The 25,089-nt window shown below is 45.4% G+C and carries 23 protein-coding genes; 13 read left to right on the forward strand and 10 right to left on the reverse strand.

Going from position 1 to position 25,089, the window contains the following annotated elements:
- Nucleotides 1–402 precede the first annotated feature (402 nt).
- Complete coding sequence (gene ptsG / locus AACV20_RS05260; protein WP_013856413.1) at nucleotides 403–1,833, forward strand: PTS glucose transporter subunit IIBC; 1,431 nt, start codon at nucleotides 403–405, stop codon at nucleotides 1,831–1,833.
- A 363-nt stretch (nucleotides 1,834–2,196) separates the two neighbouring features.
- Here the strand turns inward: ptsG and AACV20_RS05265 are convergent, their stop codons facing one another.
- The 3 genes from AACV20_RS05265 to AACV20_RS05275 all read right to left on the reverse strand — a co-directional run bounded on the left by AACV20_RS05265 (nucleotide 2,197) and on the right by AACV20_RS05275 (nucleotide 4,814).
- Nucleotides 2,197–2,292 carry a MetS family NSS transporter small subunit gene (locus AACV20_RS05265; RefSeq protein ID WP_010319106.1) on the reverse strand — a complete coding sequence of 32 codons (96 nt, stop codon included), beginning with the start codon at nucleotides 2,290–2,292 and terminating at the stop codon, nucleotides 2,197–2,199.
- Nucleotides 2,292–3,752: a sodium-dependent transporter gene (locus AACV20_RS05270; protein WP_017045264.1), complete on the reverse strand. Its 1,461-nt coding sequence runs from the start codon at nucleotides 3,750–3,752 to the stop codon at nucleotides 2,292–2,294. Before AACV20_RS05270 ends, AACV20_RS05265 begins: the two co-directional genes overlap by 1 nt.
- 477 nt (nucleotides 3,753–4,229) lie before the next feature.
- Entirely contained in the window at nucleotides 4,230–4,814 is a 585-nt protein-coding gene (locus tag AACV20_RS05275) for an outer membrane beta-barrel protein (RefSeq protein ID WP_170906981.1), read from the reverse strand.
- 134 nt (nucleotides 4,815–4,948) lie between these two features.
- Here AACV20_RS05275 and cydH point away from each other — a divergent pair, with 134 nt between their 5' ends.
- Both cydH and AACV20_RS05285 read left to right on the forward strand, forming a co-directional pair.
- Complete coding sequence (gene cydH / locus AACV20_RS05280) at nucleotides 4,949–5,038, forward strand: cytochrome bd-I oxidase subunit CydH (protein WP_094123948.1); 90 nt, start codon at nucleotides 4,949–4,951, stop codon at nucleotides 5,036–5,038.
- 18 nt (nucleotides 5,039–5,056) lie between these two features.
- A complete protein-coding gene (locus tag AACV20_RS05285) occupies nucleotides 5,057–6,256 on the forward strand; it encodes a patatin-like phospholipase family protein (protein ID WP_170906982.1) in 1,200 nt (399 codons plus the stop codon).
- 18 nt (nucleotides 6,257–6,274) lie between these two features.
- Here the strand turns inward: AACV20_RS05285 and pyk are convergent, their stop codons facing one another.
- Nucleotides 6,275–7,723 (reverse strand): pyruvate kinase, encoded by a 1,449-nt coding sequence (gene pyk, locus AACV20_RS05290; RefSeq protein ID WP_170906983.1) that lies wholly within the window; start codon nucleotides 7,721–7,723, stop codon nucleotides 6,275–6,277.
- Between the two features lie 279 nt (nucleotides 7,724–8,002).
- Here pyk and mlc point away from each other — a divergent pair, with 279 nt between their 5' ends.
- Both mlc and AACV20_RS05300 read left to right on the forward strand, forming a co-directional pair.
- Entirely contained in the window at nucleotides 8,003–9,220 is a 1,218-nt protein-coding gene (gene mlc, locus AACV20_RS05295; RefSeq protein WP_170906984.1) for a sugar metabolism global transcriptional regulator Mlc, read from the forward strand.
- A 90-nt stretch (nucleotides 9,221–9,310) separates the two neighbouring features.
- Nucleotides 9,311–10,255 (forward strand): chemotaxis protein CheV, encoded by a 945-nt coding sequence (locus tag AACV20_RS05300; protein ID WP_013856421.1) that lies wholly within the window; start codon nucleotides 9,311–9,313, stop codon nucleotides 10,253–10,255.
- A gap of 131 nt (nucleotides 10,256–10,386) precedes the next feature.
- Here AACV20_RS05300 and AACV20_RS05305 read toward each other — a convergent pair whose 3' ends face one another.
- The gene (locus AACV20_RS05305) at nucleotides 10,387–11,130 is read right to left on the reverse strand and encodes a YciK family oxidoreductase (protein ID WP_170906985.1); all 744 of its coding nucleotides are present in this window, start codon (nucleotides 11,128–11,130) and stop codon (nucleotides 10,387–10,389) included.
- Nucleotides 11,131–11,220: 90 nt separating this feature from the next.
- Between AACV20_RS05305 and sohB the strand changes: the two genes are divergently transcribed.
- Nucleotides 11,221–12,282, forward strand: a complete 1,062-nt coding sequence (gene sohB / locus AACV20_RS05310; protein WP_170906986.1) for a protease SohB — start codon at nucleotides 11,221–11,223, stop codon at nucleotides 12,280–12,282.
- Nucleotides 12,283–12,347: 65 nt separating this feature from the next.
- Here the strand turns inward: sohB and rrtA are convergent, their stop codons facing one another.
- Nucleotides 12,348–12,941, reverse strand: a complete 594-nt coding sequence (gene rrtA / locus AACV20_RS05315) for a rhombosortase (RefSeq protein ID WP_017048557.1) — start codon at nucleotides 12,939–12,941, stop codon at nucleotides 12,348–12,350.
- 3 nt (nucleotides 12,942–12,944) lie between these two features.
- Between rrtA and AACV20_RS05320 the strand changes: the two genes are divergently transcribed.
- Nucleotides 12,945–13,553 (forward strand): tRNA-uridine aminocarboxypropyltransferase, encoded by a 609-nt coding sequence (locus tag AACV20_RS05320; RefSeq protein ID WP_013856425.1) that lies wholly within the window; start codon nucleotides 12,945–12,947, stop codon nucleotides 13,551–13,553.
- A 49-nt stretch (nucleotides 13,554–13,602) separates the two neighbouring features.
- On the opposite strand, the gene AACV20_RS05325 is transcribed toward AACV20_RS05320, so the two are convergent.
- From AACV20_RS05325 to AACV20_RS05335, 3 genes are all read right to left on the reverse strand, one after another.
- Nucleotides 13,603–14,928, reverse strand: a complete 1,326-nt coding sequence (locus AACV20_RS05325) for an anti-phage deoxyguanosine triphosphatase (protein WP_170906987.1) — start codon at nucleotides 14,926–14,928, stop codon at nucleotides 13,603–13,605.
- A 58-nt stretch (nucleotides 14,929–14,986) separates the two neighbouring features.
- Nucleotides 14,987–15,571 carry a 5'-deoxynucleotidase gene (gene yfbR / locus AACV20_RS05330; RefSeq protein WP_170906988.1) on the reverse strand — a complete coding sequence of 195 codons (585 nt, stop codon included), beginning with the start codon at nucleotides 15,569–15,571 and terminating at the stop codon, nucleotides 14,987–14,989.
- Between the two features lie 121 nt (nucleotides 15,572–15,692).
- On the reverse strand, nucleotides 15,693–16,907 hold the full coding sequence (locus AACV20_RS05335) for a pyridoxal phosphate-dependent aminotransferase (RefSeq protein WP_170906989.1): 1,215 nt from the start codon (nucleotides 16,905–16,907) through the stop codon (nucleotides 15,693–15,695).
- 217 nt (nucleotides 16,908–17,124) lie between these two features.
- On the opposite strand from AACV20_RS05335, the gene AACV20_RS05340 reads away from it, so the two are divergent.
- The 6 genes from AACV20_RS05340 (at nucleotide 17,125) to menE (ending at nucleotide 24,428) form a co-directional block, all read left to right on the forward strand.
- On the forward strand, nucleotides 17,125–18,432 hold the full coding sequence (locus AACV20_RS05340) for an isochorismate synthase (RefSeq protein ID WP_170906990.1): 1,308 nt from the start codon (nucleotides 17,125–17,127) through the stop codon (nucleotides 18,430–18,432).
- A complete protein-coding gene (gene menD / locus AACV20_RS05345) occupies nucleotides 18,429–20,144 on the forward strand; it encodes a 2-succinyl-5-enolpyruvyl-6-hydroxy-3-cyclohexene-1-carboxylic-acid synthase (protein ID WP_170906991.1) in 1,716 nt (571 codons plus the stop codon). The genes AACV20_RS05340 and menD overlap by 4 nt, the downstream gene beginning before the upstream one ends.
- Nucleotides 20,134–20,922, forward strand: a complete 789-nt coding sequence (menH, locus tag AACV20_RS05350; protein ID WP_170906992.1) for a 2-succinyl-6-hydroxy-2,4-cyclohexadiene-1-carboxylate synthase — start codon at nucleotides 20,134–20,136, stop codon at nucleotides 20,920–20,922. The genes menD and menH overlap by 11 nt, the downstream gene beginning before the upstream one ends.
- 45 nt (nucleotides 20,923–20,967) lie before the next feature.
- On the forward strand, nucleotides 20,968–21,834 hold the full coding sequence (gene menB, locus AACV20_RS05355) for a 1,4-dihydroxy-2-naphthoyl-CoA synthase (protein WP_026027256.1): 867 nt from the start codon (nucleotides 20,968–20,970) through the stop codon (nucleotides 21,832–21,834).
- A 93-nt stretch (nucleotides 21,835–21,927) separates the two neighbouring features.
- Entirely contained in the window at nucleotides 21,928–22,926 is a 999-nt protein-coding gene (menC, locus tag AACV20_RS05360; RefSeq protein ID WP_170906993.1) for an o-succinylbenzoate synthase, read from the forward strand.
- Complete coding sequence (gene menE, locus AACV20_RS05365) at nucleotides 22,917–24,428, forward strand: o-succinylbenzoate--CoA ligase (RefSeq protein WP_170907023.1); 1,512 nt, start codon at nucleotides 22,917–22,919, stop codon at nucleotides 24,426–24,428. Before menC ends, menE begins: the two co-directional genes overlap by 10 nt.
- Here the strand turns inward: menE and AACV20_RS05370 are convergent.
- Nucleotides 24,375–25,085: an SDR family NAD(P)-dependent oxidoreductase gene (locus tag AACV20_RS05370; RefSeq protein WP_170906994.1), complete on the reverse strand. Its 711-nt coding sequence runs from the start codon at nucleotides 25,083–25,085 to the stop codon at nucleotides 24,375–24,377. The two genes, menE and AACV20_RS05370, sit on opposite strands and share 54 nt — an antisense overlap.
- Nucleotides 25,086–25,089: the final 4 nt, after the last annotated feature.

Raw genomic sequence — 25,089 nt, forward strand, 5'->3', positions numbered from 1 at the left:
TATCAAGTTAGCGTGATAATTAACAACTTATTACCTTGTTTACTTAATCTGTTGAAAAAATAAGCTTGAAAGTTAAAATTGTAATTTTGTTACTAAAAATAACAAGTGCGCTAATTTTATTCACTCTGTGAAATTAATGGTATTGTTAACAATGTCATTATAAAACATGGAGTTATATTAATTGATTGGCAGTGTTTACACCCTCCCGCATTGTGATCGGTCTATTGTTTTGAAACAAAATTTCGTTACTAACTAGAAAGTTTGAGTGGCATCAAGATATATTTAGAGGCGAAAAATATAATGCGATATGTGGTTACATTTTCATTGGGTGCTAACATTTAGGCTACGGGGGTGTGCCGTTAGAACCCAAACAATTCTAATAACTTAATCAGGAGCATAAACATGTTTAAAAACCTTTTTGCAAACCTGCAGAAAGTTGGTAAGGCTCTGATGCTTCCAGTATCAGTTTTACCAGTTGCGGGTATTTTGCTTGGTGTGGGTGCAGCGAACTTTAGCTGGCTACCAGAAGTTGTTTCACATTTAATGGAACAAGCTGGTGGTTCGGTTTTTGGTCAAATGGCACTACTCTTTGCAGTAGGTGTAGCATTAGGCTTCACGAATAACGATGGTGTTTCAGGCCTGTCAGCAATTGTTGGCTATGGCATCATGGTTGCGACGCTAAAAGTAATGGCAGTCGTAATGGGTGTTGATAACATCGAGACAGGCGTTCTTGGTGGTATCCTTGCAGGTGGTGTTGCTGCTTGGGCATTCAATCGTTTTTACAAAATTCAACTTCCTGAATATCTTGGCTTCTTCGCGGGTAAACGTGCAGTACCAATCATTACGGGTTTCCTTGCGATTGCTCTAGGTATTGTTTTATCTATCATTTGGCCTCCTGTAGGTTCAGCTATCGCAACATTCTCTGATTGGGCTGCTAACCAAAACCCAGTAACCGCATTTGGTATCTACGGTGTTGTTGAGCGTTCATTGATTCCATTTGGTCTTCACCACATCTGGAACGTGCCTTTCTTCTATGAAGCAGGTACATGTACCAACAATGCAGGTACTACCGTTCACGGTATCATGACTTGTTTCTTGACTGCTGATGATGCGTCTCGCGCTGCAGGTAACGGTTTCGGTCAACTAGCGGGTGGCTACCTATTCAAAATGTTCGGTCTTCCAGCTGCAGCAATTGCAATTGCACACAGTGCTAAACCAGAAAACCGTGCCAAAGTAATGGGTATAATGGCGTCAGCTGCATTGACTTCATTCCTAACGGGTATCACAGAACCTATTGAGTTCTCGTTCCTATTCATCGCTCCAGTACTTTATGTTGTTCATGCTTTGCTAGCTGGTCTTGCTTATGTATTGACTAACGCTCTAGGTGTTGTTCACGGTCACACGTTCTCGAACGGTTTCATTGACTTTGTTGTTCAATCTCCTCGTGCTGAAAACATGTTGCTATTGGTTGGTCTAGGTATTGCTTATGCAGTTCTATACTATGTCGTGTTTACTTTCGTTATCCGTACGATGAACCTGAAAACTCCAGGTCGTGAAGATGAATCTGAAGAAGCTTCTTCTGCTACAGGCAGTGAGTTAGCTGGTGAACTTGTTGCGGCCTTTGGTGGTAAAGAAAACATCACTAACCTAGATGCATGTATTACTCGTCTACGTGTTTCTGTTGCTAAAACAGAAGCAGTAAACCAAGAGAAATTGAAACAGCTTGGTGCTGCGGGTGTTGTTGTTGTATCGGGTGGCGTTCAAGCTATCTTTGGTACTAAGTCTGACAACCTTAAAACTGAAATGGATGAGTGGATCCGTAATCACGGTTAATTCATATCTTTTCATTCCCCTATAAAAAAGGAGGCGAAAGCCTCCTTTTCTTTTGCCGCTAACTCGTTCATCAGCCATCCCCTATTTTTATAAGTTGATCATTGCCATCTCATTTATTAGTTGAGTTGTCCGCTTGCGGCGATAAGACGGATCTCACGCTTGGCTTGTTGACTTAACTTTCTATTTATCTCAAACGATAATCAAGTAAGGGCTATTTCGCTCTATTCCTTTATTCACATCACTTGTTTAATTTTGCTGTGGTTTGGGTGGCATGAATAGGTTTGGCTTCAAGAGGCAGGTGTAGCGGTTGTCGACAGGCATAAAAAAAGCCGATGATGACATCGGCTTTTAGAATCAACAGGATTATTGTTTGTTCATGGCTTTTTTAATGCAGATGGCGGCGCCACCCCACGTAATGCCCAAACCAATAATCATCATAATAATTGCACTTGTCGTCATTAGTTGCACTCCTTGCGGCTTGTTGCATTGATTGTTACGCCTATAGCGAATAGTAACCCGATCATGACCCATCCTAGGGTGAGGTCATAACCACCGTAACCTTCTGTGAATAGAGCGTTCAGTTTTGTGGCGACAATAATGGCCAAAATTACAGGTGAGATAAAGCGCAGACAAATATCAAACCACACGCCAATATTGAAATCGGAAATGCTGTTCACGTATTTGCGTACGTCAGAAATCTTAAATAGCCATGCCATGAGCGTAAGTTCCACTAGACAGCTCGCCATAATGCCCACGTTGTTTGCGAAGTGGTCGACAAGGTCGAGCAGCAACAGGCCACCGTTGGTCGCAAAGGCCATTGAAACCAAAAACCCTACGCTGATAACTACATTAGCGGCCTTTTTACGGCTCCATTTTAGCTTATCGATGACGGCTGAGGTGACGGCTTCAATGATTGATATGTGTGAGCTTAGGCCTGCAACAACAAGTGCAAAGAAGAAGATTGGCCCAAGAATATAGGGCGCTGGCAATAGGTTGATAGCCGCTGGCAACGTAACGAATGCAAGCCCAACGCCCGCAGACACGACTTCTGTCAACGGTTTGCCTTGTTCATGAGCCATGTAGCCAAGAACAGAGAAAATCATAATCCCCGCCAGAATTGAGAAACCACAGTTGATCAATACTGTCATGAAGGCGTTATTCGTTATGTCTGATTTCTCAGGAAGGTAGCTGGAATACGCCAGCATGATGGCAAAACCAATACTTAGGGTGAAGAAAATCTGTCCATAAGCAGCAGCCCAAACCTTCACATCCCAGATCTTGTCAAAGTCAGGCTCAAACATGTAGTTCACACCATCTAATGCACCTGGTAGGAAAATCATGCGGCCAATCAAAAGCAGTACCATGATAAACAGTATTGGCATCATGATTTTTGAAGCGCGTTCGATTCCAGATTTCACTCCACCGACGATAGCAGCATAAGTAATGGCCCATGCAATCAGCATTGCAATAGCGATTTTCCATTGAATACTACCGAGATTGGTCGGTGAATTATCGCCTAGTGCTAAATAGTTGCTAAAGAAGAAAGCATTAGTATCGGTTCCCCAACTTTGTGTAAACGACATACCAAAGTAGGAAATAGCCCAGCCAATAACGGCCACATAATACACAGCAATAATAGCGGCAACCCCTACTTGGAACCAACCTAACCATTCAAATTTTGCGTGAATTTTAGCCAGTGTGGCTGGTGCTGAACCGCGATGCTTTTGACCCATACTGAACTCTAGGATCATAAACGGTATACCCGCTGTGATCATGGCGAAAAGGTAAGGGATGAAGAATGCACCACCCCCATTCTCATAAGCCATATAAGGGAAACGCCATATGTTTCCAAGACCGATAGCCGAACCTACGGCAGCCAGAATGAACCCTGCACGGGATCCCCATTGTTCTCGCTTCATTGTTTACTCCTTTACGACTTCCCTGAGGTATGAAGCTTCTCTTCGGCTGCGGAGCCAGTGTTGGAGTGATGAATACTATCGGTACACTAAGTAGACCGTGAATATTTGCGCCATCATCCATGAACTGGCAAAAAGTTAGTGTTATATGTTGTCAGCTTTCCGAGAACTCAGAATATTGTTCTTAATAGTTCGATGTGTGTTTGCTGTATCTGAAATAATCAGCTACGCATGGGTTCGAGACTACAGACTAATCTAAGTTAAGGCAATAGATTGTAAATGTTATTCTCTGGTTTTTTGATGGTGTATTAGTTGTTAATTAATTGGTATTTAGGTGGAATGAACGTCATTTTTTAATAAGAATGGAATTTATAACTTCGTTGTCTAAAAAATATAAATGATAAAACTATTTTTTGTCGAAGAGTGTATGACTGAAAAACATACACTCACTAGTGAATCACACCACAATTTTATCTTGGTTTAAAAACGAACTGTTAGGCCGATATTAGCCGAAAATTGATTGATCCAATCAGATTTAAAACGAATCGCGCACGTTTCTGAAGAGGGCAGTGTGCAGGTTGCTGAAGTTTCGTTGTCAACAGAGGTACCTAACCAACGCACTTGGCTATTCAGCGCAATGTTATCGGTAAAGGCATACTCAAAACCCCCAAACAAGCTTGAAGAAAAACCATATTTATCTTTAGCCCAGTCAACATCCGTATAAGAACCACCGATACCTAGGCCTATATAAGCGGTCAATTGTTGGCTTGTCGGATAATAAATACTGCTTTGAAAGTGGAGATAATGGATGTTGGCATCCGCGTTAATGGTTTCAATAGAGGTGTTTTGAGTGGCATAAAACAGACCAATTCGGCCTTTTTCGTAATCAGTTTCTATAGCGAGGCCATAACCAGAGGAAGCTTTTAAATCGTATTCATTGCTGGCTTGATCCTCGACTTCGCCCCCAATGATATACCCAAAAAAGGGAGAGACGATGACTTGCGCTTGTGCATAGGGAGCAGATAAAGCTCCTATGATAAGAATGATTTTATTGTATTGATGCATAATTATTAACCTAAGCCACTTTTTAACGATTAGGTTATTGTGATGGTAACTCCATAATTGTGCACGAAAAACCAACGATTCTTGAAGATACTTCACACTGATGTTATTACTTTGTTATCTGATAGGAGGTGGCTATGGAACTTGATCTAAAATATGCATTAGTGATTACTGCAACGGTCTTTACTATTCTCGTCGGTTTTGGTTTGATCGCTATCAGCCATTAATCAACGAGGGTTCTGCTGATGAACACTAGTGGAACTATCTCTGATAAAGAGACGAGAGCGGATTTAGATCGGTTCTCGAAGTACATTGGAGGAAAAAATGCATTGGTTACCCAAGGTGGTGGCCAAAGAGGTATTTTTACCGCAGGTGTGTTAGATGCGTTCCTTCTTTCCAATTTTGACCCCTTTGATGAATTTTATGGCACCTCTGCAGGTGCATTGAATTTGTGCGCTTACCTATGCCGTCAGCATGGGTTAGGCAAGGCTTTTATTTTAGAACTCACCACGGATGCTAATTTTTTTAATCTATTTAGCTACGTTCGGCGTAAGCAGTTCATGAACTTGGATTGGGCTTTAGATCGCATATCGGAATTTCCTTATCGGTTGGATGTCGATATGGGAGCCCAAGTCCTTGCGAAAAGAAAAGCTTATGCTGCTGTTACCTCAGCACACTCACTACACGACCATTATTTCCCGATATTAGAAAGTAACTGGCGAGAGGTGTTGATTGCCACCTGTGCGATTCCCCGCTTATATCCGCATGAAGTCAAGCTGGGTGATGACCTATATATTGATGGTGGAGTATCGGCATCAATTCCAGTTCAGGAGGCATGGCGTAGAGGTGCCCGTTTTGTCGCGGTAATCCGCACTGAATGCCCTGATGTCGACGCGGTAGAGAGTGGGTTACCGATGAAGCCGTTGCCTTCTGCTAAGCCTTACAACGAGGCTCATTGGTTACATGAACCTTTGCAAAATATTCAAGGTCAGTGGCGACAAAAATTGTCTTACTGGAAGCAAGAGTGGAGTGGTCTTCTCCATCAACAAATAGAACGTTCTAAGCTACAAAAACGTGAGCAAATGAATTTGGAGCTACTCAATGGTGGACGCTGGTTATTTGGCGCTGATGATATTTATCGCTTGAGTCATTTAATTGGTGACAAGTTTGATTCGGGGTTAGCGGATATGTTAATGGTGCATTACCAAACTTATTCTCTTACTCAAGAATTTTTGCGTGCGCCGCCAGATGATGTTTACATCCTACAGATTGTGCCCAGCGAACCACTGAGGTCAAGATCTCTCTTAAGCAGTCAAGAAGATCTGCTTTATGATTATGAGCTGGGACTGACGGCGGGTTATCGCTTTATCGACCAATTTAACCAAGCGCAGTCGGCATATCAGTCCCGTATTGCATCATCGGATTATTTTCCCCGCGACCATTAAGTCAACGGGGAGCACTGGTTATTCAAGGACCGGCAGGATACGCATGCAGTTGGTTGACCCTTCGACATCCATAATGTCACCTTGAGTGATGATCACTAAGTCACCGAACTCTAACAATTTTTTCTCCTTAAGCGTATTGAGAGCTGCAACGGCCACATCAAAACCAGTATCTGCTTTGGTATCAAAATAGACGGGTGTGACTCCCCGATATAGAGCGCAGCGGTTTAAACTTCGTTCATTGGGCGACATAGCAAAGATAGGCAGTACAGAATTTAAGCGTGAGGTCATAAGCGCTGTTCTTCCTGATTCGGTCAGAGTCACCATGGCTTTGATTCCTTCCATGTGATTGGCCGCATAGATAGTGGACATCGCAATGGTCTCTTCAGCAGTCACAAACGAAGTATCGATTCGGTAATTTTGTTGGCTAGCTTCGATCATTTTTTCCGCGCCGACACACACTTCGGCCATCGAACGAACCGTTTCTACTGGGTATTTACCAGCAGCAGTTTCACCTGAAAGCATCACCGCATCGGTTCCGTCAAGCACCGCATTGGCAACATCCATTACCTCCGCGCGGGTTGGCATTGGGTTCTCTATCATTGACTCCATCATTTGTGTTGCTGTGATCACTACTCTATTGAGTGCCTTAGCGCGGCGGATCAGTTTTTTCTGCACACCAACCAGCTCAGGATCACCAATTTCTACCCCCAAGTCACCACGAGCGACCATGATCACATCAGAGGCCATAATGATGTCATCAATATTGTGATCACTGGCCACGGTTTCTGCCCGTTCCACTTTCGCCACGAGCTTGGCCTCAAGGCCTGCATCACGAGCGAGGCGGCGAGCGTATTTCATATCTTCGCCATTGCGAGGAAATGAAATGGCCAGATATTCAACCTGTATTTCGGCGGCGAGTAGTATGTCTCGTTTGTCTTTTTCGGTCAGCGCTTCCGCCGATAAACCGCCACCCTTTTTGTTGATGCCTTTGTTATTTGAAAGTGGACCACCGATGGTGACTATGGTGTGTATTTTAGCACCATCGACTGCTGTGACGAGTAGTTGTACTCGTCCGTCGTCCAATAGCAGCAAGTCATCCTGTTGCACATCTTGTGGTAGTTTTTTGTAGTCAATGCCAACCGAATCTTGGTCACCTTGCCCTGGGGGGAGCTCTGCATCAAGAACAAATCGGTCACCTTCATTTAAGTAGACTTTTCCTTCTTTAAATGTAGAGACCCTAATTTTTGGTCCTTGTAAATCACCAAGTAAAGCAACATGGCGACCCAACTTAGCAGCGATAGCTCTTACTCGTTGCGCTCGCAGTTTATGGTCCTCGGAGCTACCATGTGAAAAATTCATGCGCACAACATTTGCGCCAGCTTTGATAATCGCCTCTAATATCTCGCCTTTGTCTGTTGATGGGCCTAAAGTAGTCACGATTTTTGTTCTTCTTAACACAGCGGTCATTGTGTTCTCCTGATGGGGCGGGAATCTAGATTGAGTATATGCAAGATCTGGCGAAAGAAAGGGAATAAGAGTGAAATTTATCGACAGGTGTCAGATGATTTTTGTCACAAAAAAAGAGGAGTTTCATATTTTTTGAATGTAAACAAATGGCAGTTTATTGGCTAAATACACGAAGATCTAGGTATATCCGTGATGCTTGTCACGGCAATATACTAAAGCGCTTCACAATTACTTCGCAAAGTAAAAAAATTGGCATGTTATTGATTTCTGGAGCTCCCAATGTATATGGCGCAACCAGGCCATATTGATCATATCAAACAGGTCAATGCTGGTCGTGTATATAAACTCATTGACCAAAAAGGTCCCATTTCTCGCATCGATTTATCGAAGGAGAGTGAGCTTGCTCCGGCAAGTATTACCAAAATTACTCGTGAGTTAATTGAAGCTCATTTAATCCATGAAACGACAGTACAAGAAGCGATCAGCCGTGGCCGCCCAGCCGTTGGTTTACAAACCAATAATGAGGGATGGCAATTTTTATCCATGCGTTTAGGGCGTGGTTACCTAATTATTGCCCTGCATGAGTTGGGTGGTGAAGTGTTGATCGACACCAAAATTGAGATCCATGAGCTAGACCAAGATGACGTGCTCGCTAGGTTGCTTTACGAAATTGAAGAGTTTTTTCAAACCTACTCGTCGCAATTGGATCGAGTGACGAGTATCGCAATTACCTTGCCCGGTTTAGTGAATTCAGAGCAAGGGATTGTACTGCAGATGCCTCATTACAATGTGGAAAATCTGGCTCTTGGTACTGAAATTTATAAGGCGACGGGCCTACCTGTATTTGTGGCGAATGATACCCGAGCTTGGGCACTGGCTGAAAAGTTGTTTGGCCATTCGCAAGGCAATGAAAATTCAGTTCTTATCTCTATTCACCACGGTTTAGGGGCCGGCATTATCCTTGATGGAAGGGTGCTGCAAGGTCGGCACGGGAATATCGGTGAGTTAGGTCATATCCAAATTGATCCGCACGGTAAACGTTGCCATTGTGGCAATATTGGCTGTTTGGAGACAGTCGCCAGTTCGCAAGCAATTCGTGAAGAAGTGGCGCTGCGTATTGCAAACGGTGAGGTTTCATCATTGACTGAGCACAGTGAAATCACTATTGAAGATATCTGTGAGGCCGCAGCAGAGGGTGACCCATTAGCGGTGGATGTGATAGAGAAACTAGGGCGTTATTTAGGGGCCGCAATCGCAATTGTGATCAACCTATTTAACCCTGAAAAAATTCTTATCGGTGGTGTTATCAACCAAGCTAAGAACGTGTTATACCCTGCATTGCAAAAATGCATCGAAGAGCAGAGCTTACCTGTCTATCATCAAGATCTCGAATTAGTGGAATCACGTTTTTATAAACAGGCAACCATGCCCGGTGCGGCTTTGATTAAACAAGCTCTCTATGATGGACTTTTGCTGATGAAAGTTGTCGAAGGTTAATTTTTTCGCGGTTAGATCATTTATATTTTTTACAATTAACCCATATGGCTATACTGTTATGTGAGTTCACTATAATTTTCGGGATTTCGTATGTCAGGTGTTTTAAATACGGTTGACCAGCGCACCAATCTTGTCGGAGAGAATCGACTTGAGTTGCTTTTATTCAGCTTAAATAGCCGGCAAATTTTTGCGATCAATGTATTTAAGGTGAGGGAAGTGATCAAAGTTCCTCAGTTAACGAAATTGCCCGGTTCTCATCATAATATTACGGGTGTAGCCTCATTGAGGGGAGTGCCAGTTCCTGTCATTGATTTGCGCAGTGCGATCGGTTTTCCTCCATCTCGCTTGGATAGCCAGGAACAGAACCTCATCATCACAGAGTACAATCGAACCATTCAAGGTTTTTTGGTTGGGCAAGTTCGCAATATTATCAATACCGCATGGACTGAAATTCAGCCACCACCGCGTTTAGCTGGCCGGTCTAATTACCTTACCGCTATCACCCATGTTAAAGAGGTCAACAGTAGCCATATTGTTGAAATCATTGATGTTGAAAAAGTGTTAGCTGAGATTATTGATTATGATGTTTCTATCTCAGAAGGCATTCTTGATCATGATTTGGTTGCGGAGATGGTCGGGCGAAAAATTCTGATTGTGGATGATTCTTCAACGGCTCGTAACCAAATAAAAGGGACGCTCTCACAGCTTGGTTTGGAAATTGTCGAATGCAGAGATGGCTTAGAAGCATTGAATCTTCTGAAGTCGTGGAGCGATGAAGGAAGAGATGTAACGAGTGAGCTTTTACTGATGATCACCGATGCTGAAATGCCAGAAATGGACGGCTATAAACTGACTTCCGAGATCCGTAATGATCCGAGAATGAAATCACTATTTATTACGTTAAACACGTCACTCAGTGGCAGCTTTAATGAAGCCATGGTACAAAAAGTGGGTTGTGATCGTTTTATCTCTAAATTCCAACCCGATTTATTAGTACAAGTGGCACAAGACCGATTACGTGATGTGCTTTCGTAAGATTTTTAGCCATCATTACAATAAAGTCGTCTCTAATGTAATGTGCCGACATGAAATAGTAACGTTCACCTCAAACGACAATGCCTTGCTGATGAGGCAAGGCATTGAAATATTAAGAAAAAGCTAAGCCATTACTTTTTCGGTTGTGCATCAATACATTGACCATTCACGGCTTGGCTTTCCGGCGCCATTAAATAGAGATAAAGCGGCATGATATCTTTAGGCGTTTTCAACAACTCCACATCTTCAGCGGGATAAGCTTTGGCGCGCATGCCTGTGCGCGTGCCACCGGGATTAATTGCATTCACTCGAATTGATGTGTTGCTTAGCTCATCAGCTAGCACTTGCATCATCCCTTCTGTGGCGAATTTTGACATAGCATAAGTGCCCCAAAAAGCACGACCATCATGGCCTACGGTTGAAGACGTAAATACAATCCGCGCATCTGGAGATTTGTGCAGCAATGGCAGCGCCGCTTGGCTGAGTAAGAATTGCGCTTTGACGTTGACCTGCATTACATCGTCATAAGAATCTTCACCGATCTGCTCAAACGGGCTGATCACACCCAAAAGACCCGCGTTATGTAGCACACCATCTAAGCGACCAAACTGATCTGCAATGGTATCGATCATATCGAGGTAATGTTGCTTGGTGGCTCCTTTCATGTCCAGCGGAACAATCGCAGGTGTTGCGTAGCCAGCGTTTTCTATCTCATCATAAGTTTGTTCTAACTTTTTCACCGTGCGGCCGAGCAAAATGACGGTTGCGCCGTGGGCTGCATAGCTGATGGCGGCTTGTTTACCGATACCGTCGCCAGCACCTGTAACTAAAATGACTCTATCTTTGAGGGCATCTGCAGAAACTGAATAATCCACCTTGTGCTTCCTTATTGTTATGATTTGCTTTAAGTCTTCGTGACAAGGTGGTTACAATACACCAAATTAAAACCTATGAGGATTAGGACGTTGGAATTTTTATTGGACTACGGCCTATTTTTGGCCAAGATTGCGACAATCGTCGTCGCTCTTGTTGTGCTATTGGTCATTGTGAAATCAGTGGGCGGAAAAAACAGCGCGCAGAAAGGCGAGCTGGAAGTGGTGAATTTAACCGAGCGTCATAAAGAAATGGTCGAGCAGATGGAACAGCATCTGCATGATGATGCTTTCTTGAAGGCTCGCGATAAAGCAGAAAAGAAAAGCGAAAAAGAGAAAAACAAAGTACGTGACAAAGCGATCAAAAAAGCGGCCAAAGAGGGAGCGTTAGATACCAAACGTGAACCGCATCTCTTTGTCTTGGATTTCAACGGCAGTATTGATGCCAAAGAAGTGAGTTCGCTACGCGAGGAAGTGACCTCCATTCTCGCCGTTGCTCGTCAAGGTGATGAAGTGTTGCTGCGTTTAGAGACTGGCGGTGGCATGGTGCATGGTTATGGTTTGGCTTCTTCGCAGCTCGATCGCATTAAAGCAGCTGGGTTACCCCTAACCATCGCAGTTGATAAAGTGGCCGCCAGCGGTGGTTATATGATGGCGTGTATTGCTGATAAAATTGTGGCCGCTCCTTTTGCGATTGTCGGTTCCATTGGCGTTATTGCACAGCTACCTAACTTTAATAAACTGCTTAAAAAACATGATATTGAATTTGAACAGTTGACCGCAGGTGAATACAAACGCACGCTGACTATGTTTGGTGAAAACAGTGATAAAGCGCGCGATAAGTTCAAGCAAGAACTCGAAGAGACTCACGAACTGTTTAAAGATTTTATCCGCGAGCATCGCCCAGCGCTTGACCTTGAGAAAGTGGCCACTGGCGAACACTGGTTTGGGACTCAAGCTCAAGAGCTCGGTTTAGTCGATGAGATCAAAACTTCTGACGACTTAGTGGTTGCTGCGTGTAAAGATAAAACGGTACTGGCGATCCATTATGTGCAGAAGAAAAAACTGACTGATAAATTGGCTGGCGTTGCGGGTGAAGCGGCCGATGGCGTGCTTCTGAAATTGATCAGTCGCGGTCAACGGCCAATCGTTTAAGTTAGGCGCGTCTTTCTCGAAGCAGGCAGATTATTTTTCAAGAGAGTATTAAGCGGAGAAGTGCGTTACTTCTCCGCTTTTTTTGATCTCAGCCATTCACCGATGGCGAGTATCAACCCGGCCAACATGCCTGCTAAATGCGCTTCGATAGCCACGCGTGCATTAATAAGCTCACTGGTGTTACTTGAAGCGCCGAAAATTTGCTCCCAGACAACTTTGACAATAACACCAACCACTAACAGCCAACTGCTGCGACGCCCTTGCAGTGCTTCTTGTAGAGCCAAATAGGCAAACATTCCATGGAGCGCGCCTGAAAGGCCGACATAGACTTGCATACGGCTCAAAAAAAGGCTGACGCCTACCATCAGGCTGGTTGCCAGAAGGCTGATTAACCATTTTTTACTGCTCGGCTGAAACACAAAATGGATAATCCACAGCCCTGCGAGGTTCATACCAAGGTGCGTAAAGTTGGTGTGTGTGAAATTTCCTGTTAGGATCCGCCACCATTGGCCCGCTTCAATGGCAGGCCGATTCCACGCACTAAGGGCGGCCAGTGGCGGCCATTGTAACCCCAAGCAGACCAAGCTGATAGCAAGTAGTGCAAAATAACGATTTTTTTGATGGTTTATGTTTAGTAAGCAAAGGCGAAAGTAATTCACGTTATGTCTCGATACTGTTCTCAATGTGGTAAAGCGCGAAAAGCCTGCATCTGTTCTTTGATCGTACCGCTTTCCTCGTCGGTCGAGCTTATCATTCTTCAACATCCGACAGAAGAACATCGCCCAATGGGCACAGCCCGAATTCTCGATTTATCTTTAGCGAATTGCAGGCGCTTTGTTGCCGAAGATTTTAGCCAGCACACTCAGCTGAATGAGTGCTTAACTGAGCCGGATGTGCTCAACTATGTACTTTACCCGCATGAGACTGCGCAGCCCGTGTCGGCTATGAATATCAATGCTGATACCAGAAAAGTACGAGTTATTTTACTCGATGGTACTTGGAAGAAAGCGTATAAAATGTGGCAACTCTCGAGCAATTTACATTCGCTACCGTGTTTGCACTTGCCGACCGATCTCAAAGGCAATTATCGTATTCGCAAGGCACCGAGTGAAAACAGCTTATCAACCGTTGAAGCTGGTTTTCATATCTTGTCATTGCTTGAGCCTCGGCAAAATTTTCAACCGCTCCTGGATGCTTTTGATGCGATGGTTGCCTTTCAAATTAGCCAAATGCCAGCTGGGGTTTTTAAGCAAAACTATATCAGCGAGTAACCGCTATATCAGTGAGTAATGATGGCAGAAGCTATCACTCAACCAGCCATTAATAGTGATTATGAGCAGAGAAGAGTTGTTGATGGAGCCTTTGCGCATAGCCATCGGTCATAGCCGAAATATAGTCACAGATAACGCGCATACCATCGTTTTCACTGGCTTGGGCTTGCCATTTACCGCGCGTTGTTTCTGGCAGTAAGCGTTCAGGATCGGCGCTTAGCGCTTCAAACAGATCCATGATGATCTGTTGTCCTTTGTATTCAAAACGCTGCACTTGCGGAATTTGAATCACATATTGGTTCACAAATGATTTCAGTACTTCCAGCGCGGCGGCCATATTGGGTTCTAAATAGGCGTTGAAGGCGAGTAGTTCATTCTCAAAATGCGCATCAACGGCTTGAATATGAATGCTAGTCAGTAGCGCATTAACAATCCCGCCAATCGCATCTTTACGACGGTAATGTTTGCCTGCAAACAGCATTTCACTGATGGAAGCGATGTGTTCTTCAAACCACGCATCGCCGCATTCGGCCAGCTTCGAGGCCGCGGCCTCTTGCCACTGTTGGCGAGTCACCATGCCAAGCACGATGGCATCTTCTAAATCGTGCACGCCGTAGGCAATGTCATCGGCCAGCTCCATGATTGAGCAATCGAGTGATTTAAAGCGAGTCTTGTGATGTTGATAAGGCGTTGCGGGCTGACCACGCATTTGACTGAGTAGGGCTTTATCTTGCGCAGAGAGCGGCTCTGTTACCCAAGAAAAAATCGCGTGATCGCAATCGTATATTCCCTTAGCAGGCGACCACTCTTTAGCTTTCAACTGACGCTGGTGAGCGACTGCATTGGGTTGCTGTACGGCGCGAGTTTGGCTCAGCAGCGCAGGGTATTTTAATAACCCCAGCACAGTGCGACGTGACAGGTTCATACCATGGTGTTCGGTGTAAGGCTCTAAGCTGGTCACAATTCGAAAGGTTTGCGCGTTACCTTCAAAGCCGCCGTGATCGCGCATCATATAATTGAGCGCCACTTCGCCGCCATGACCATAAGGAGGGTGACCGATATCATGCGCTAGGCATAAGGAATCGATCAAACTATCCGAAGGCAGCAAATCACGAAACTCTGGTTGCTTGAGTTTAATTTGCGCCACTATACCAGTGCCGAGTTGCGCGGCTTCTAAGGAGTGAGTGAGGCGAGTGCGATGGAAATCATTCAAGCTAGTGCCATGTACTTGAGTTTTGGCTTGCAAGCGACGAAATGCTGCCGAGTGAAGAATGCGTGCCCGATCGCGTTGGAAAGGGCTGCGGTGATCATCGCGGCGGATTTTATGCTCATCATCTTGGCGTTCAAGCCATTTGGGGTCAATGGATATATCCATGCCATCTCCTGCAGTACATTTATGTTTTTCAAACACTTAACAAGTAACTTAGCGTGAGTTAGCTGATCTCGTCCAGCGTTAATTCGAAACTAGGGGCAAAGGTATTGAGAAAATACTCCATCTCAGGTGTATGGCGATCTCGTAAGGTGACGTCTAAACGTTTTTTGGCCAGCGCATATTCATGGTTGCCCGCGCTGAGTTCTTCTAAGCATTTGAGATAGGCGCAGAGTGAATCTGCCTGTTTGACTATCGCCACATCTTCAGGGTGCGTGGCGTCTGAAACGAGATATGGAGCAAAATCCTCACGCAGCTCTTCAGGCAACATCGAGAGCAGTTTTTGTTCGGCGGCGGCTTCTATCTTTTTGTATTCTTTCGCAATATCGGGGTTGTAGTATTTAACTGGTGTTGGAAGATCGCCCGTCAACACTTCACTGGTATCGTGGTACATACCTAAAATCGCAATCCGTTCAGGGTTGACCTTGCCGCCAAATTTTTTGTTTTTGATTACGGCTAAAGCGTGAGCGACAAATGCCACTTGTAGGCTGTGTTCAGAGATATTTTCACTGGAGATCGATCGCATTAAAGGCCAGCGTTGAATTAACTTCATTCGGGCTAAGTGAGCAAAAAAGTGACTCTCTTTCATTGCAATAAACATCCTTGCTGTGTCGGGGGCCAAGAGAAAAATTGGCGATTCAAAGAAAACGGGCGCACTTTCAGTATCGAAAAGTGCGCCCGTTTAGCATATGGAAGTTTACGCCAGAATGCTACTGACTGTAGGTCGATAAGAAACGTTCGAAGCGGCCAATGGCAATTTCCAAATCTTCAATATGCGGTAAGGTGACAATGCGGAAGTGGTCCGGTTTTGGCCAGTTAAAGCCCGTTCCTTGAACCAATAGCACTTTCTCTTGTTTTAAGAAGTCGAGCACCATTTTTTGGTCATCTTTAATGCTGTACATTTTCGTGTCGATTTTCGGGAACAGATACATGGCTCCTTTAGGTTTGACACATGAGACGCCGGGGATCTGGTTGATCAATTCCCACGCGCGGTCGCGCTGTTCGAGCAGTCGGCCGCCGGGTAAAATCAGCTCATTGATACTTTGATAGCCACCTAATGCGGTTTGAATCGCATGCTGCATGGGCACGTTGGCACACAAACGCATTGAGGCAAGCATTTCCAAACCAGCCACATAACCTTTGGCGATGTGTTTTGGCCCGGTAAGGAACATCCAACCACCACGGAACCCGCACACACGGTACGCTTTTGACAGGCCGTTAAAAGTGACCATTAAAACGTCATCAGCCAGTGTTGAAATGGGCGTATGGGTTGCACCATCGTATAAGATTTTGTCGTAGATTTCGTCGGCGAAAATGATCAATTTATGCTTTCGGGCAATCTCAACAATTTCCAGCAGGAAATCACGGCTATAGACAGCACCTGTTGGGTTATTGGGGTTGATCAACACAATACCGCGTGTTTTGGGCGTGATTTTATTGTTGATGTCGTTGAGATCAGGATACCAATCGGCTTCTTCATCACACAAGTAATGCACAGCAGTGCCACCGGAGAGGGCGACCGAAGCGGTCCATAATGGATAATCAGGAGCAGGGACAAGCATTTCATCGCCATTATTAAGCAGCGCTTGCATCGCCATCACGATAAGCTCTGAAGCACCATTACCGATGTAAACATCTTCTACATCTAGGCTACGTAGCCCTTTTTTCTGGTAGTGTTGCACCACGGCTTTGCGCGCGGAATAGATCCCCTTTGAGTCGCAATAGCCTTGTGAAGTAGGCAGATTACGGATTACATCAACTAGGATTTCATCTGGGGCGTCAAAGCCAAATGGAGCGGGGTTACCAATGTTTAACTTCAGTATTTTATGCCCCTCTTCCTCCATGCGTTTAGCATGTTTGAGTACAGGACCCCTAATGTCATAGCAGACATTGTCGAGTTTTGACGACATCCCGATATTTTGCATTGTATAATTCCTGAAAAATAAATAATTTCTTTATTAAACTACACTAAATTGATGTTTGATAGAATAAAAATCTGCCACTGTACGCTTTTAGGATACAGATGAGGATGCCCGTTATCACAGGAATCTGCAAAAGATAACTCGTAACCTTGATTTCGTTTCCCTCTCTAAATAGAGTAGCCGTCAGTAGAGCCCGTGTCTCAATGTTTTCGAGGTCGATTTGTCGCATTTTCATCAAGCTATTGCTCGGTTAATCGAGCAAATAAACGACGCGAAGGATGATGACGTTCGTTTTGTACAAATACTGCAAGAAGCTCCCCCTTTCGCGCCAATTGATTGGCTTGAAGCGCAACCCATTTTCCCTAAATTTTATTGGCAGTCACGCGATACGCGCGAAGAAGTCGTGGCATTAGGTCAGCTGTATACTTTTTCTGAGGCTGAACCTGCCTACGCTATTCTTGGTCAGGAGCAGCGAGTTTGGGGTGGACGTTCTTTTGATGGGCATACGGACAAAAATCGCCGTTGTCTATCCTCATTTTTCTTTTTACCGCAAATTGAGCTGATTTGCTGTGATGGTCAATGGTCATTGGCGGCGAATATTACCGCTGAACGCCAACGAACCTTGGTCGCACTGCATAAACTGCAACTTGAAGTTAGTCCGTTACGTGGTATGACGTCACATATAAAACAGGTCACCCATCAACCTAATGAGGTGAAGTGGCAGCAGTTGGTCAATCAAGTGCTTGAGGGAATTGATCATCAAGCGTTTAAGAAAGTGGTGCTCGCGCGGCAAACGACACTCAGTTTAGATAAGCCGTTAAGCGCGGCGCAGTTGATTAAGGCAAGTGCGGCGCACAATCATCACAGTTTTCATTTTTTATTAGCATTTGATCAAAAACACAGCTTTATGGGGTCGACACCTGAGCGTTTGTACGCTCGTCAAGGGCAGACTTTGTATACCGAAGCGCTGGCGGGAACTATAGGTCGGGGAGAAAATGCGAGCCAAGACATGGAGTTATCTCATTGGCTTACTCAAGACAGTAAAAATCTTAATGAAAATCAATATGTAGTGGATGACATTATTGAACGGTTAACGCCTCATTCTGAAAGGGTTGATGTTGAACAGGACGTCCGTTTAGTGCGTTTGCGCAAAGTGCAACATTTAAAACGGGGTATCCATGCGCAGCTGAAAAAGGGTGTGAATGGTGTACAACTGCTGAACGCGTTACAACCGACCGCAGCCGTGGCTGGCCTGCCGCGTAAAGCGGCGATGGATTTTATTCAGGCTAATGAGCCTTTTGCACGTGGTTGGTATGCCGGCTCAGTCGGTTATTTTAGCCATCAACAAGCGGAGTTTTGTGTGGCGATTCGCAGCGCTTTGCTGGTGGATAATCAGGTCCAACTGTTTGCCGGAGCGGGCATTGTTCCAGGTTCAGTTGCTGAGCATGAATGGCAAGAGTTAGACAAAAAAATGGCAACCTTACTGAGTTTGATCAGCGACCATTTTCCTTTAGGAGTGGCGTCATGAAGCATGACCAAGCAGTGCTGAACCGAATTTGGAGCCAAACGCTACTTGAGGAGCTTACTCGACTTGGGGTGCAAGAGATCTGTATTGCACCAGGTTCACGCTCGACACCCTTGACCTTAGAGGCGGCCGCCAATCACAAGCTTTCAATCCATACTCACTTTGATGAGCGTGGGCTGGGCTTTCTTGCTTTAGGTCTTGCTAAGGCGAGCCAAAAGCCAGTTGCGGTGATTGTCACTTCTGGCACGGCGGCGGCTAATTTACTGCCAGCGATTGCTGAGTCACACCTCACGGGTGAAAAACTCGTTGTACTCACGGCTGACCGGCCCGTTGAGCTCGTGGGATGCGGTGCGAATCAAGCAATCAATCAAGTAGGTATTTACTCATCACATGTCACGCAGGCGGTGAATCTACCCAGTCCATCGACGACTATTCCATTGACTTGGTTGTTAACCACAGTCGATGAAGCCATGGCCAACCAAGATTATATGGGTGGTGCAATACATATTAACTGTCCCTTTCCCGAACCACTTTATGCCGAACATGATGTAGATCTTTACGCGGACTATTTAGCTGTGATTGAAGCGTGGCATCAGCGTGAGCAAGCATTCAGCTCTCGCCAGTACCAAACCCAAACCAAAACGTTAGATGATGGTGCATGGCTGAGTAAAAAAGGGCTGGTGATTCTTGGGTCGTTGACGTTAGCTGAAGCGAAGAAGGCCAAGCATTTTGCCAACAAACTTGGCTGGCCAGTCTTATGTGATCCACAATCAGGCGTGAGCAGCGAATGGGCGCATTTTGATTTATGGTTGCAAAATGCGCGAGCACGTGAGCTGCTTAGTGAAAGTGAGGTGGTGATCCAATTCGGTTCACGGCTGGTCTCAAAACGGCTTACTCAATGGCTAGCTAGCCATGCCCACACGGGTAACGTGCAGTATATTTACGTTTCACCCCAAATGGCACGTAATAATCAAAACCATCTGATGCAACAGCAGTTTGTCACTGATATTGCGTGCTGGGTCGATCGGCATATTGGTAAATTAACGGCTTTAGGTGCGGCGCAAGCGGGTTGGTCGGATCGGATAAAAAGTGTGGCGCAAGAGATTGCCCAACTGGCTAAATTACATTTGAACGGTGACTCTTCCATTACAGAGATTGGTTTAGCGCTCGATATGGCCGAGCGTAGCGAAGGGGCCGACCTATTTATCGGCAACAGTTTGTTCGTCCGTTTAGCCGATATGTTTGCTCAAATTGAGGGACGTTCGGTTTACTCCAATCGAGGCGCTTCGGGCATTGATGGCTTAGTGGCAACCGCCGCAGGAGTACAACGAGCCAATCATAATCCAATGTTGGTATTTATTGGTGACACGTCATTGCTGTATGATCTGAATTCTCTAGCTCTGCTTAGCCAAGTCAGCACGCCTCTGGTGCTGGTGGTGGTGAATAATGATGGTGGCGCTATTTTTGATCTATTACCCGTTCCCAAAACACACAAAACCGCCTTGTACCAAATGCCCCATGGCTACCAATTTGAACACGCCGCACGGCAGTTTCGTTTAGGTTATGCTTGTCCGCAAACCTTATCTGCTTATCAAAGCTTGGTCCGTGAACATTTACAGCAGGGTACTGGCACCTTATTGGTTGAAGTGACCACGCCGTCTGGGCAAGCTGGTGAGCAAATCACACAATTTACCCAGCAAGTTTATGCTTTGTAGTCGTTTTTATTGCAGCACCACCACAGGTTCGACGTCGGTCGAGCCTGTGGTGGTTTTTCTACATGGTTTACTAGGCAGTGGGCGAGATTGGTCGAAAACGGCGGTTTTCCTTTCGCCATACTCGCAATTATGGATTGATCTTCCCGGTCATGGCGGTAGTCAGTCTCTCTTATGTGATGATTTTGATGAGTGCTGCGCTCACATTTCTGCAACCGTGCTTAAGCAGCTTGGCGAAAAAACACCTATCGTATTGGTGGGCTATTCACTTGGTGGAAGGCTGGCAATGTATGGCGTGGCGATGCAGCGTTTTTCGGCGTTGAATATTCAAGGTTTGATCGTTGAGGGTGGCCACTTCGGCTTGCAGAGTTCTTTTGAACGTGAACAACGATTGAAAAATGATCACCATTGGGCACATCGTTTCCAAACTGAGCAGATTGAGCGAGTTTTGGTCGATTGGTATCATCAACCCGTTTTTTCTTCATTAAATCATGAGCAAAGACAAACTTTAGTCACTCAACGCAGTGCTAATCTTGGGGTGGCAGTGGCTCACATGCTACTTTCGACTTCATTGGCAAAGCAGCCTTATCTGCTCGCACAACTTGAGCAAGTCGCATTGCCAATGGTCTATATTTGTGGGGAGAAGGACAGTAAGTTTGTTCATCTGGCACAGCAAAGCGGCTTCGAATATCGCCAAGTGCAGGCTGCAGGGCATAATGTCCATTATGAGCAGCCCGAAGTATTTGCTCATCTTATTCAAGAATTTATCAGCCAATGCTAACGCGTTGGTTCAAAAACAATAATTAATAGAACAATGGAAAGCACCATGGCTAAAACAGTCGGTATTACTGAACAAGAATTGTACGCACCAGTCATCTGGAGTGACTGCAGCGCCGAATATGAAGATATTCACTATCACAAATCGCAAGATGGCATTGCCAAAATTACGATTGCCCGCCCTCAGGTGCGTAATGCCTTTCGCCCACAAACGGTTAAAGAGATGATCAGTGCGCTGGCCGATGCGCGTTATGATGAGCAAGTTGGCGTGATCATTCTAACTGGTCTTGGTGAAGCGGCATTTTGCTCTGGTGGCGATCAAAAAATTCGTGGCGACTACGGCGGCTATCGTGATGAGTCCGGTACGCATCATCTCAATGTGCTCGATTTCCAACGCCAAATTCGTACCTGTCCGAAACCTGTAATTGCGGCGGTGGCTGGTTGGGCTGTCGGTGGTGGCCATGTGCTGCATATGATGTGCGATTTAACTATAGCGGCAGAAAATGCCCAGTTTGGTCAAACAGGACCCAAAGTGGGTTCATTCGATGGTGGATGGGGTGCGTCTTACATGGCCCGTATCGTTGGGCAGAAAAAAGCGCGTGAAATTTGGTTCCTTTGCCGTTTTTATGATGCTCAAGAAGCGTTGGACATGGGGCTGGTCAACACGGTTGTGCCAGTAGCTGATTTAGAAAAAGAGACGGTTCGCTGGTGTCGTGAAGTATTGCAGCATAGCCCTATGGCGCTGCGCTGTTTGAAAGCAGCGCTCAACGCAGATTGTGACGGCCAAGCAGGTTTGCAAGAACTGGCGGGTAACGCAACCATGATGTTCTATATGACAGAAGAAGGGCAAGAAGGGCGCAATGCCTTCAATGAAAAACGCCGCCCTGATTTCAATAAATTCCCTCGTAATCCTTAAGCGTAAAATCGGCTCAAATCATCCATTTTCCGTGATGATTTGGGCTAGTGGTCTCAATGAACAAAGTCGAATATCGAACAAAAGGTTGAAATTATGCGCAGAGCAACACTGTATCGCTACTGTTTACCGATGGATAGCGGCGTTATTCTCCGCAATCAGAAGCTGGTAGAACGTGAAGGTCTGATTATTGAATTACAAGATGATCACGGTTCAGCGTTGGGTGAAGTTGCCCCATTACCCGGTTTCAGTTTAGAGTCACTTGAGCAAGCACAGCAGCAGTTAATAGCGCAGCTTCAGCTTTGGGTTAGTGGTGAGCTTATTACCTATGATGATCTTTTTCCTTCTGTTGCCTTTGGTTTGTCGATGGCGGAGTTAGAGCTGGATGGTGGGTTGCCTCAAGCCGGACACTATCACGCAGCACCTTTGTGCTCGGGAGACCCTGATGAACTGATCCCGCTTCTGAACGCGCTACCGGGCGATCATAGAGTTGCGAAGATTAAAGTTGGGCTGTACGAAGCGATTCGCGATGGGATGATCGTAAATCTGTTTTTAGAATCCATGCCTGATTTGCAATTGCGTCTTGATGCTAACCAAGCTTGGACACCCGCTAAAGCTGAAAAATTTGCCCAATATGTTTCTCCTTCGCTGCGTCAACGCATTGCGTTTTTGGAAGAGCCGTGTCCATCTCCCAGTGACAGCTTGGCTTTTGCTATCAATACGGGTATTGCGATTGCGTGGGATGAAACCTTACAGCAAGCCGTTCGCCGTGCAGATTTTCAGCTAGAAGATCTGACGGGAGCGAAAGCCATTGTGATTAAACCGACCTTGATTGGCTCGGTACAGCGCTGTATCGCTTTGATTGAAAAAGCTAAAACATTAGGCATTCAAGCCGTTATTAGCTCTAGCATCGAATCGAGCTTAGGGCTTTGCCAATTAGCTCGTTTTGCGCAGTGGCAACTGCCTAATGAAATTCCGGGGCTAGATACGATTAGTTTGTTTAAAGCACAACTCGAAAGCGCATGGCCCAACAGCGCATTGCCGATACAAACGCTCGCACAGCAAACGGTGGTTTGGCAATCTCAATGCGAGTAGGCGTTTCCTTTTGCCAAAAGCCGTGGCAACAACATGCTTTGTATTCGCCGCACGCGATCGCATTGCGTACGGCGAATCAAACCTACACTTGGCAGCAGTTAGCGAACCGTATTGACGCTTATGCTTTTGCAATGCAGCAGCAAGGTTTGCAGAACCAAGATGTGCTGACGTTAGTGGGTAAGAACAGCCTTGAGTTAGTGTTCATCTACCTTGCGTCGTTAAAACTTGGCGTGATCTGCGCCATCACCATGCCACAACCTGTGATGCTGCTGAAACAGAAACTCAGTACCTTATACGGAGAGAATCAACCACATTGGTTATGGTTAGGTGAAGGAGCTAAGCTTGAGGAGAGTGAGCTAACTTCATTGCTCGCTGAGGCTAACATCCAGCTTTTTACTCATGAACATATTACTAACGAACATGTTTCGCCGCCCACGAGCGCTATGGTAAACAAGGCTGAGACACAGTTTGCCTCAATCATCTTTACTTCTGGCTCTACTGGGGTTCCTAAAGCCGTTATTCATACTTTTCAGCAGCATTGGTCGTCAGCCAGTGGCTTACTTGAGGTATTTTCATTTAGTTGCCATGATACGTGGCTGCTGAGTTTACCGATGTATCATGTGTCTGGGTTAGCCATTATTTATCGCTGGCTAGTAGCTGGTGCTTGCTTAAAAGTCGGCAGCGGCGATCTCACCCAAGATATAATTCATGTTACGCATGCTTCATTGGTTGCTACTCAACTGAAGCGTTTATTAGACAGTAAAACACCGCTCGCATTAACGCACGTGCTGCTTGGCGGAGGCCATATCCCAAACCATCTCGCCCAGCAGGCGGCAAAGCATGGCATTGAAACTTGGGTGGGTTATGGTATGACGGAAGCAGCTTCCACTGTCACAGCAAAACGTGTTAACGCAAGCCAGAGTGTTGGCCACTTGCTACCTAAACGGCAAGTGAAGCTACAAGGTCAGCGTATTTTCATTGGCGGTGAAACCATATCCAGTGGCTATTACCAACAAGGCTTAATCACGCCTCTTATCGATGAACAAGGATGGTTCGACAGCCAAGATCTTGGCCATTGGCAGAATGATGAGCTGTGCATTATTGGCCGCGTTGATAACCAATTTATCTCTGGAGGCGAAAACATTCATTGTGAAGAGATTGAAGCGGTATTATCTCACCACCCCGACATTGCTTTAGCGATGGTGATCCCTGTTCATGATGATGAGTTTGGCGCGCGCAGCGTTGCTTTGTTGCAATGCCAAACTATGCCTAAAAAAGAGGCGTTAGAGCAGTGGCTCAATGGCAGGCTTGAAAGATTTAAATATCCCATCGATTATTTTTTAATACCAAATCACTTGAGCGAAACGGGTATTAAAATATCGCGCAAGACCTTAAAAACGTGGCTCACCGAACATCAGCTGCGTTATCGACTACTCAATGATGAGCGATCACCATTTGATGGTCTGGTGCTGCCAATCCACAAAACAGACGGGCTTATTTAACATTTCCTTTTGCTGTAGTTGATAAAGTTGCTTAGCCACAAACTCCGGTTCAAAGAGCTTATCGCTAGCCACATTACGCTGAAATGGTTTAGAAAGCGGGGTGTCGGTGGTTCCCGGATGAAACAGAATAGTTTGTGTGTTGGGATGAGTGCGAGCTAGCTCTATCGCAAAGCTTTTCGTCGCCATATTTAGCGCCGCTTTACTCATCCGATAGCTGTACCAGCCGCCACTGTAGTTATCCTCTAAGCTACCTATCCGCGCGCTAAAAACCGTAATTTTTGCAAAAGATTGACGATCAATAAGTGATGGTAAATATTGAAACCAACGCACTTGGCTCAAAACGTTACATTGTAAAAGCCATTGAAAGTAAGACTCGTCAAACCTTGAGATACGCTTTTCTGGTGTATAGGTGCCGTTGTGTAGTTGCCCATTAAAAAACACAATTTGATCAAACTTATGCCCGATGTCGGCCAATGTTTTGGCGATCAAGGCCGTTGATTCGATACTGTAGTCGGTTGGAAAATGTTCGCTTGAGGATTGGGCGAGATATTTTTGTCTTGAGACGGTAACGATTTCTGGCGCTAAAGTCTGCGCTTTGAGCTCCCTTATAAAAGCTTGGGCGATGATGCTTGAGGCGCCAATAATGAGGTATTTCATTGTT

It is taken from the genome of Vibrio sp. B4-6 (assembly GCF_963888245.1).
In the GTDB taxonomy this organism is placed as follows: domain Bacteria; phylum Pseudomonadota; class Gammaproteobacteria; order Enterobacterales; family Vibrionaceae; genus Vibrio; species Vibrio anguillarum.

Coding starts and splice junctions, on each gene's coding strand:
- AACV20_RS05270 (WP_017045264.1), bottom strand. CDS start 3,752: ATGAAGCGAGAACAATGGGGATCCCGTGCAGGGTTCATTCTGGCTGCC.
- AACV20_RS05275 (WP_170906981.1), bottom strand. CDS start 4,814: ATGCATCAATACAATAAAATCATTCTTATCATAGGAGCTTTATCTGCT.
- AACV20_RS05335 (WP_170906989.1), bottom strand. CDS start 16,907: ATGCAAAATATCGGGATGTCGTCAAAACTCGACAATGTCTGCTATGAC.
- menC (WP_170906993.1), top strand. CDS start 21,928: ATGCGCAGAGCAACACTGTATCGCTACTGTTTACCGATGGATAGCGGC.
- ptsG (WP_013856413.1), top strand. CDS start 403: ATGTTTAAAAACCTTTTTGCAAACCTGCAGAAAGTTGGTAAGGCTCTG.
- yfbR (WP_170906988.1), bottom strand. CDS start 15,571: ATGAAAGAGAGTCACTTTTTTGCTCACTTAGCCCGAATGAAGTTAATT.
- mlc (WP_170906984.1), top strand. CDS start 8,003: ATGTATATGGCGCAACCAGGCCATATTGATCATATCAAACAGGTCAAT.
- AACV20_RS05320 (WP_013856425.1), top strand. CDS start 12,945: ATGTCTCGATACTGTTCTCAATGTGGTAAAGCGCGAAAAGCCTGCATC.
- cydH (WP_094123948.1), top strand. CDS start 4,949: ATGGAACTTGATCTAAAATATGCATTAGTGATTACTGCAACGGTCTTT.
- menD (WP_170906991.1), top strand. CDS start 18,429: ATGAAGCATGACCAAGCAGTGCTGAACCGAATTTGGAGCCAAACGCTA.
- pyk (WP_170906983.1), bottom strand. CDS start 7,723: ATGACCGCTGTGTTAAGAAGAACAAAAATCGTGACTACTTTAGGCCCA.
- AACV20_RS05265 (WP_010319106.1), bottom strand. CDS start 2,292: ATGACGACAAGTGCAATTATTATGATGATTATTGGTTTGGGCATTACG.
- AACV20_RS05325 (WP_170906987.1), bottom strand. CDS start 14,928: ATGGATATATCCATTGACCCCAAATGGCTTGAACGCCAAGATGATGAG.
- menH (WP_170906992.1), top strand. CDS start 20,134: ATGCTTTGTAGTCGTTTTTATTGCAGCACCACCACAGGTTCGACGTCG.
- AACV20_RS05370 (WP_170906994.1), bottom strand. CDS start 25,085: ATGAAATACCTCATTATTGGCGCCTCAAGCATCATCGCCCAAGCTTTT.
- menB (WP_026027256.1), top strand. CDS start 20,968: ATGGCTAAAACAGTCGGTATTACTGAACAAGAATTGTACGCACCAGTC.
- menE (WP_170907023.1), top strand. CDS start 22,917: ATGCGAGTAGGCGTTTCCTTTTGCCAAAAGCCGTGGCAACAACATGCT.
- AACV20_RS05300 (WP_013856421.1), top strand. CDS start 9,311: ATGTCAGGTGTTTTAAATACGGTTGACCAGCGCACCAATCTTGTCGGA.
- AACV20_RS05285 (WP_170906982.1), top strand. CDS start 5,057: ATGAACACTAGTGGAACTATCTCTGATAAAGAGACGAGAGCGGATTTA.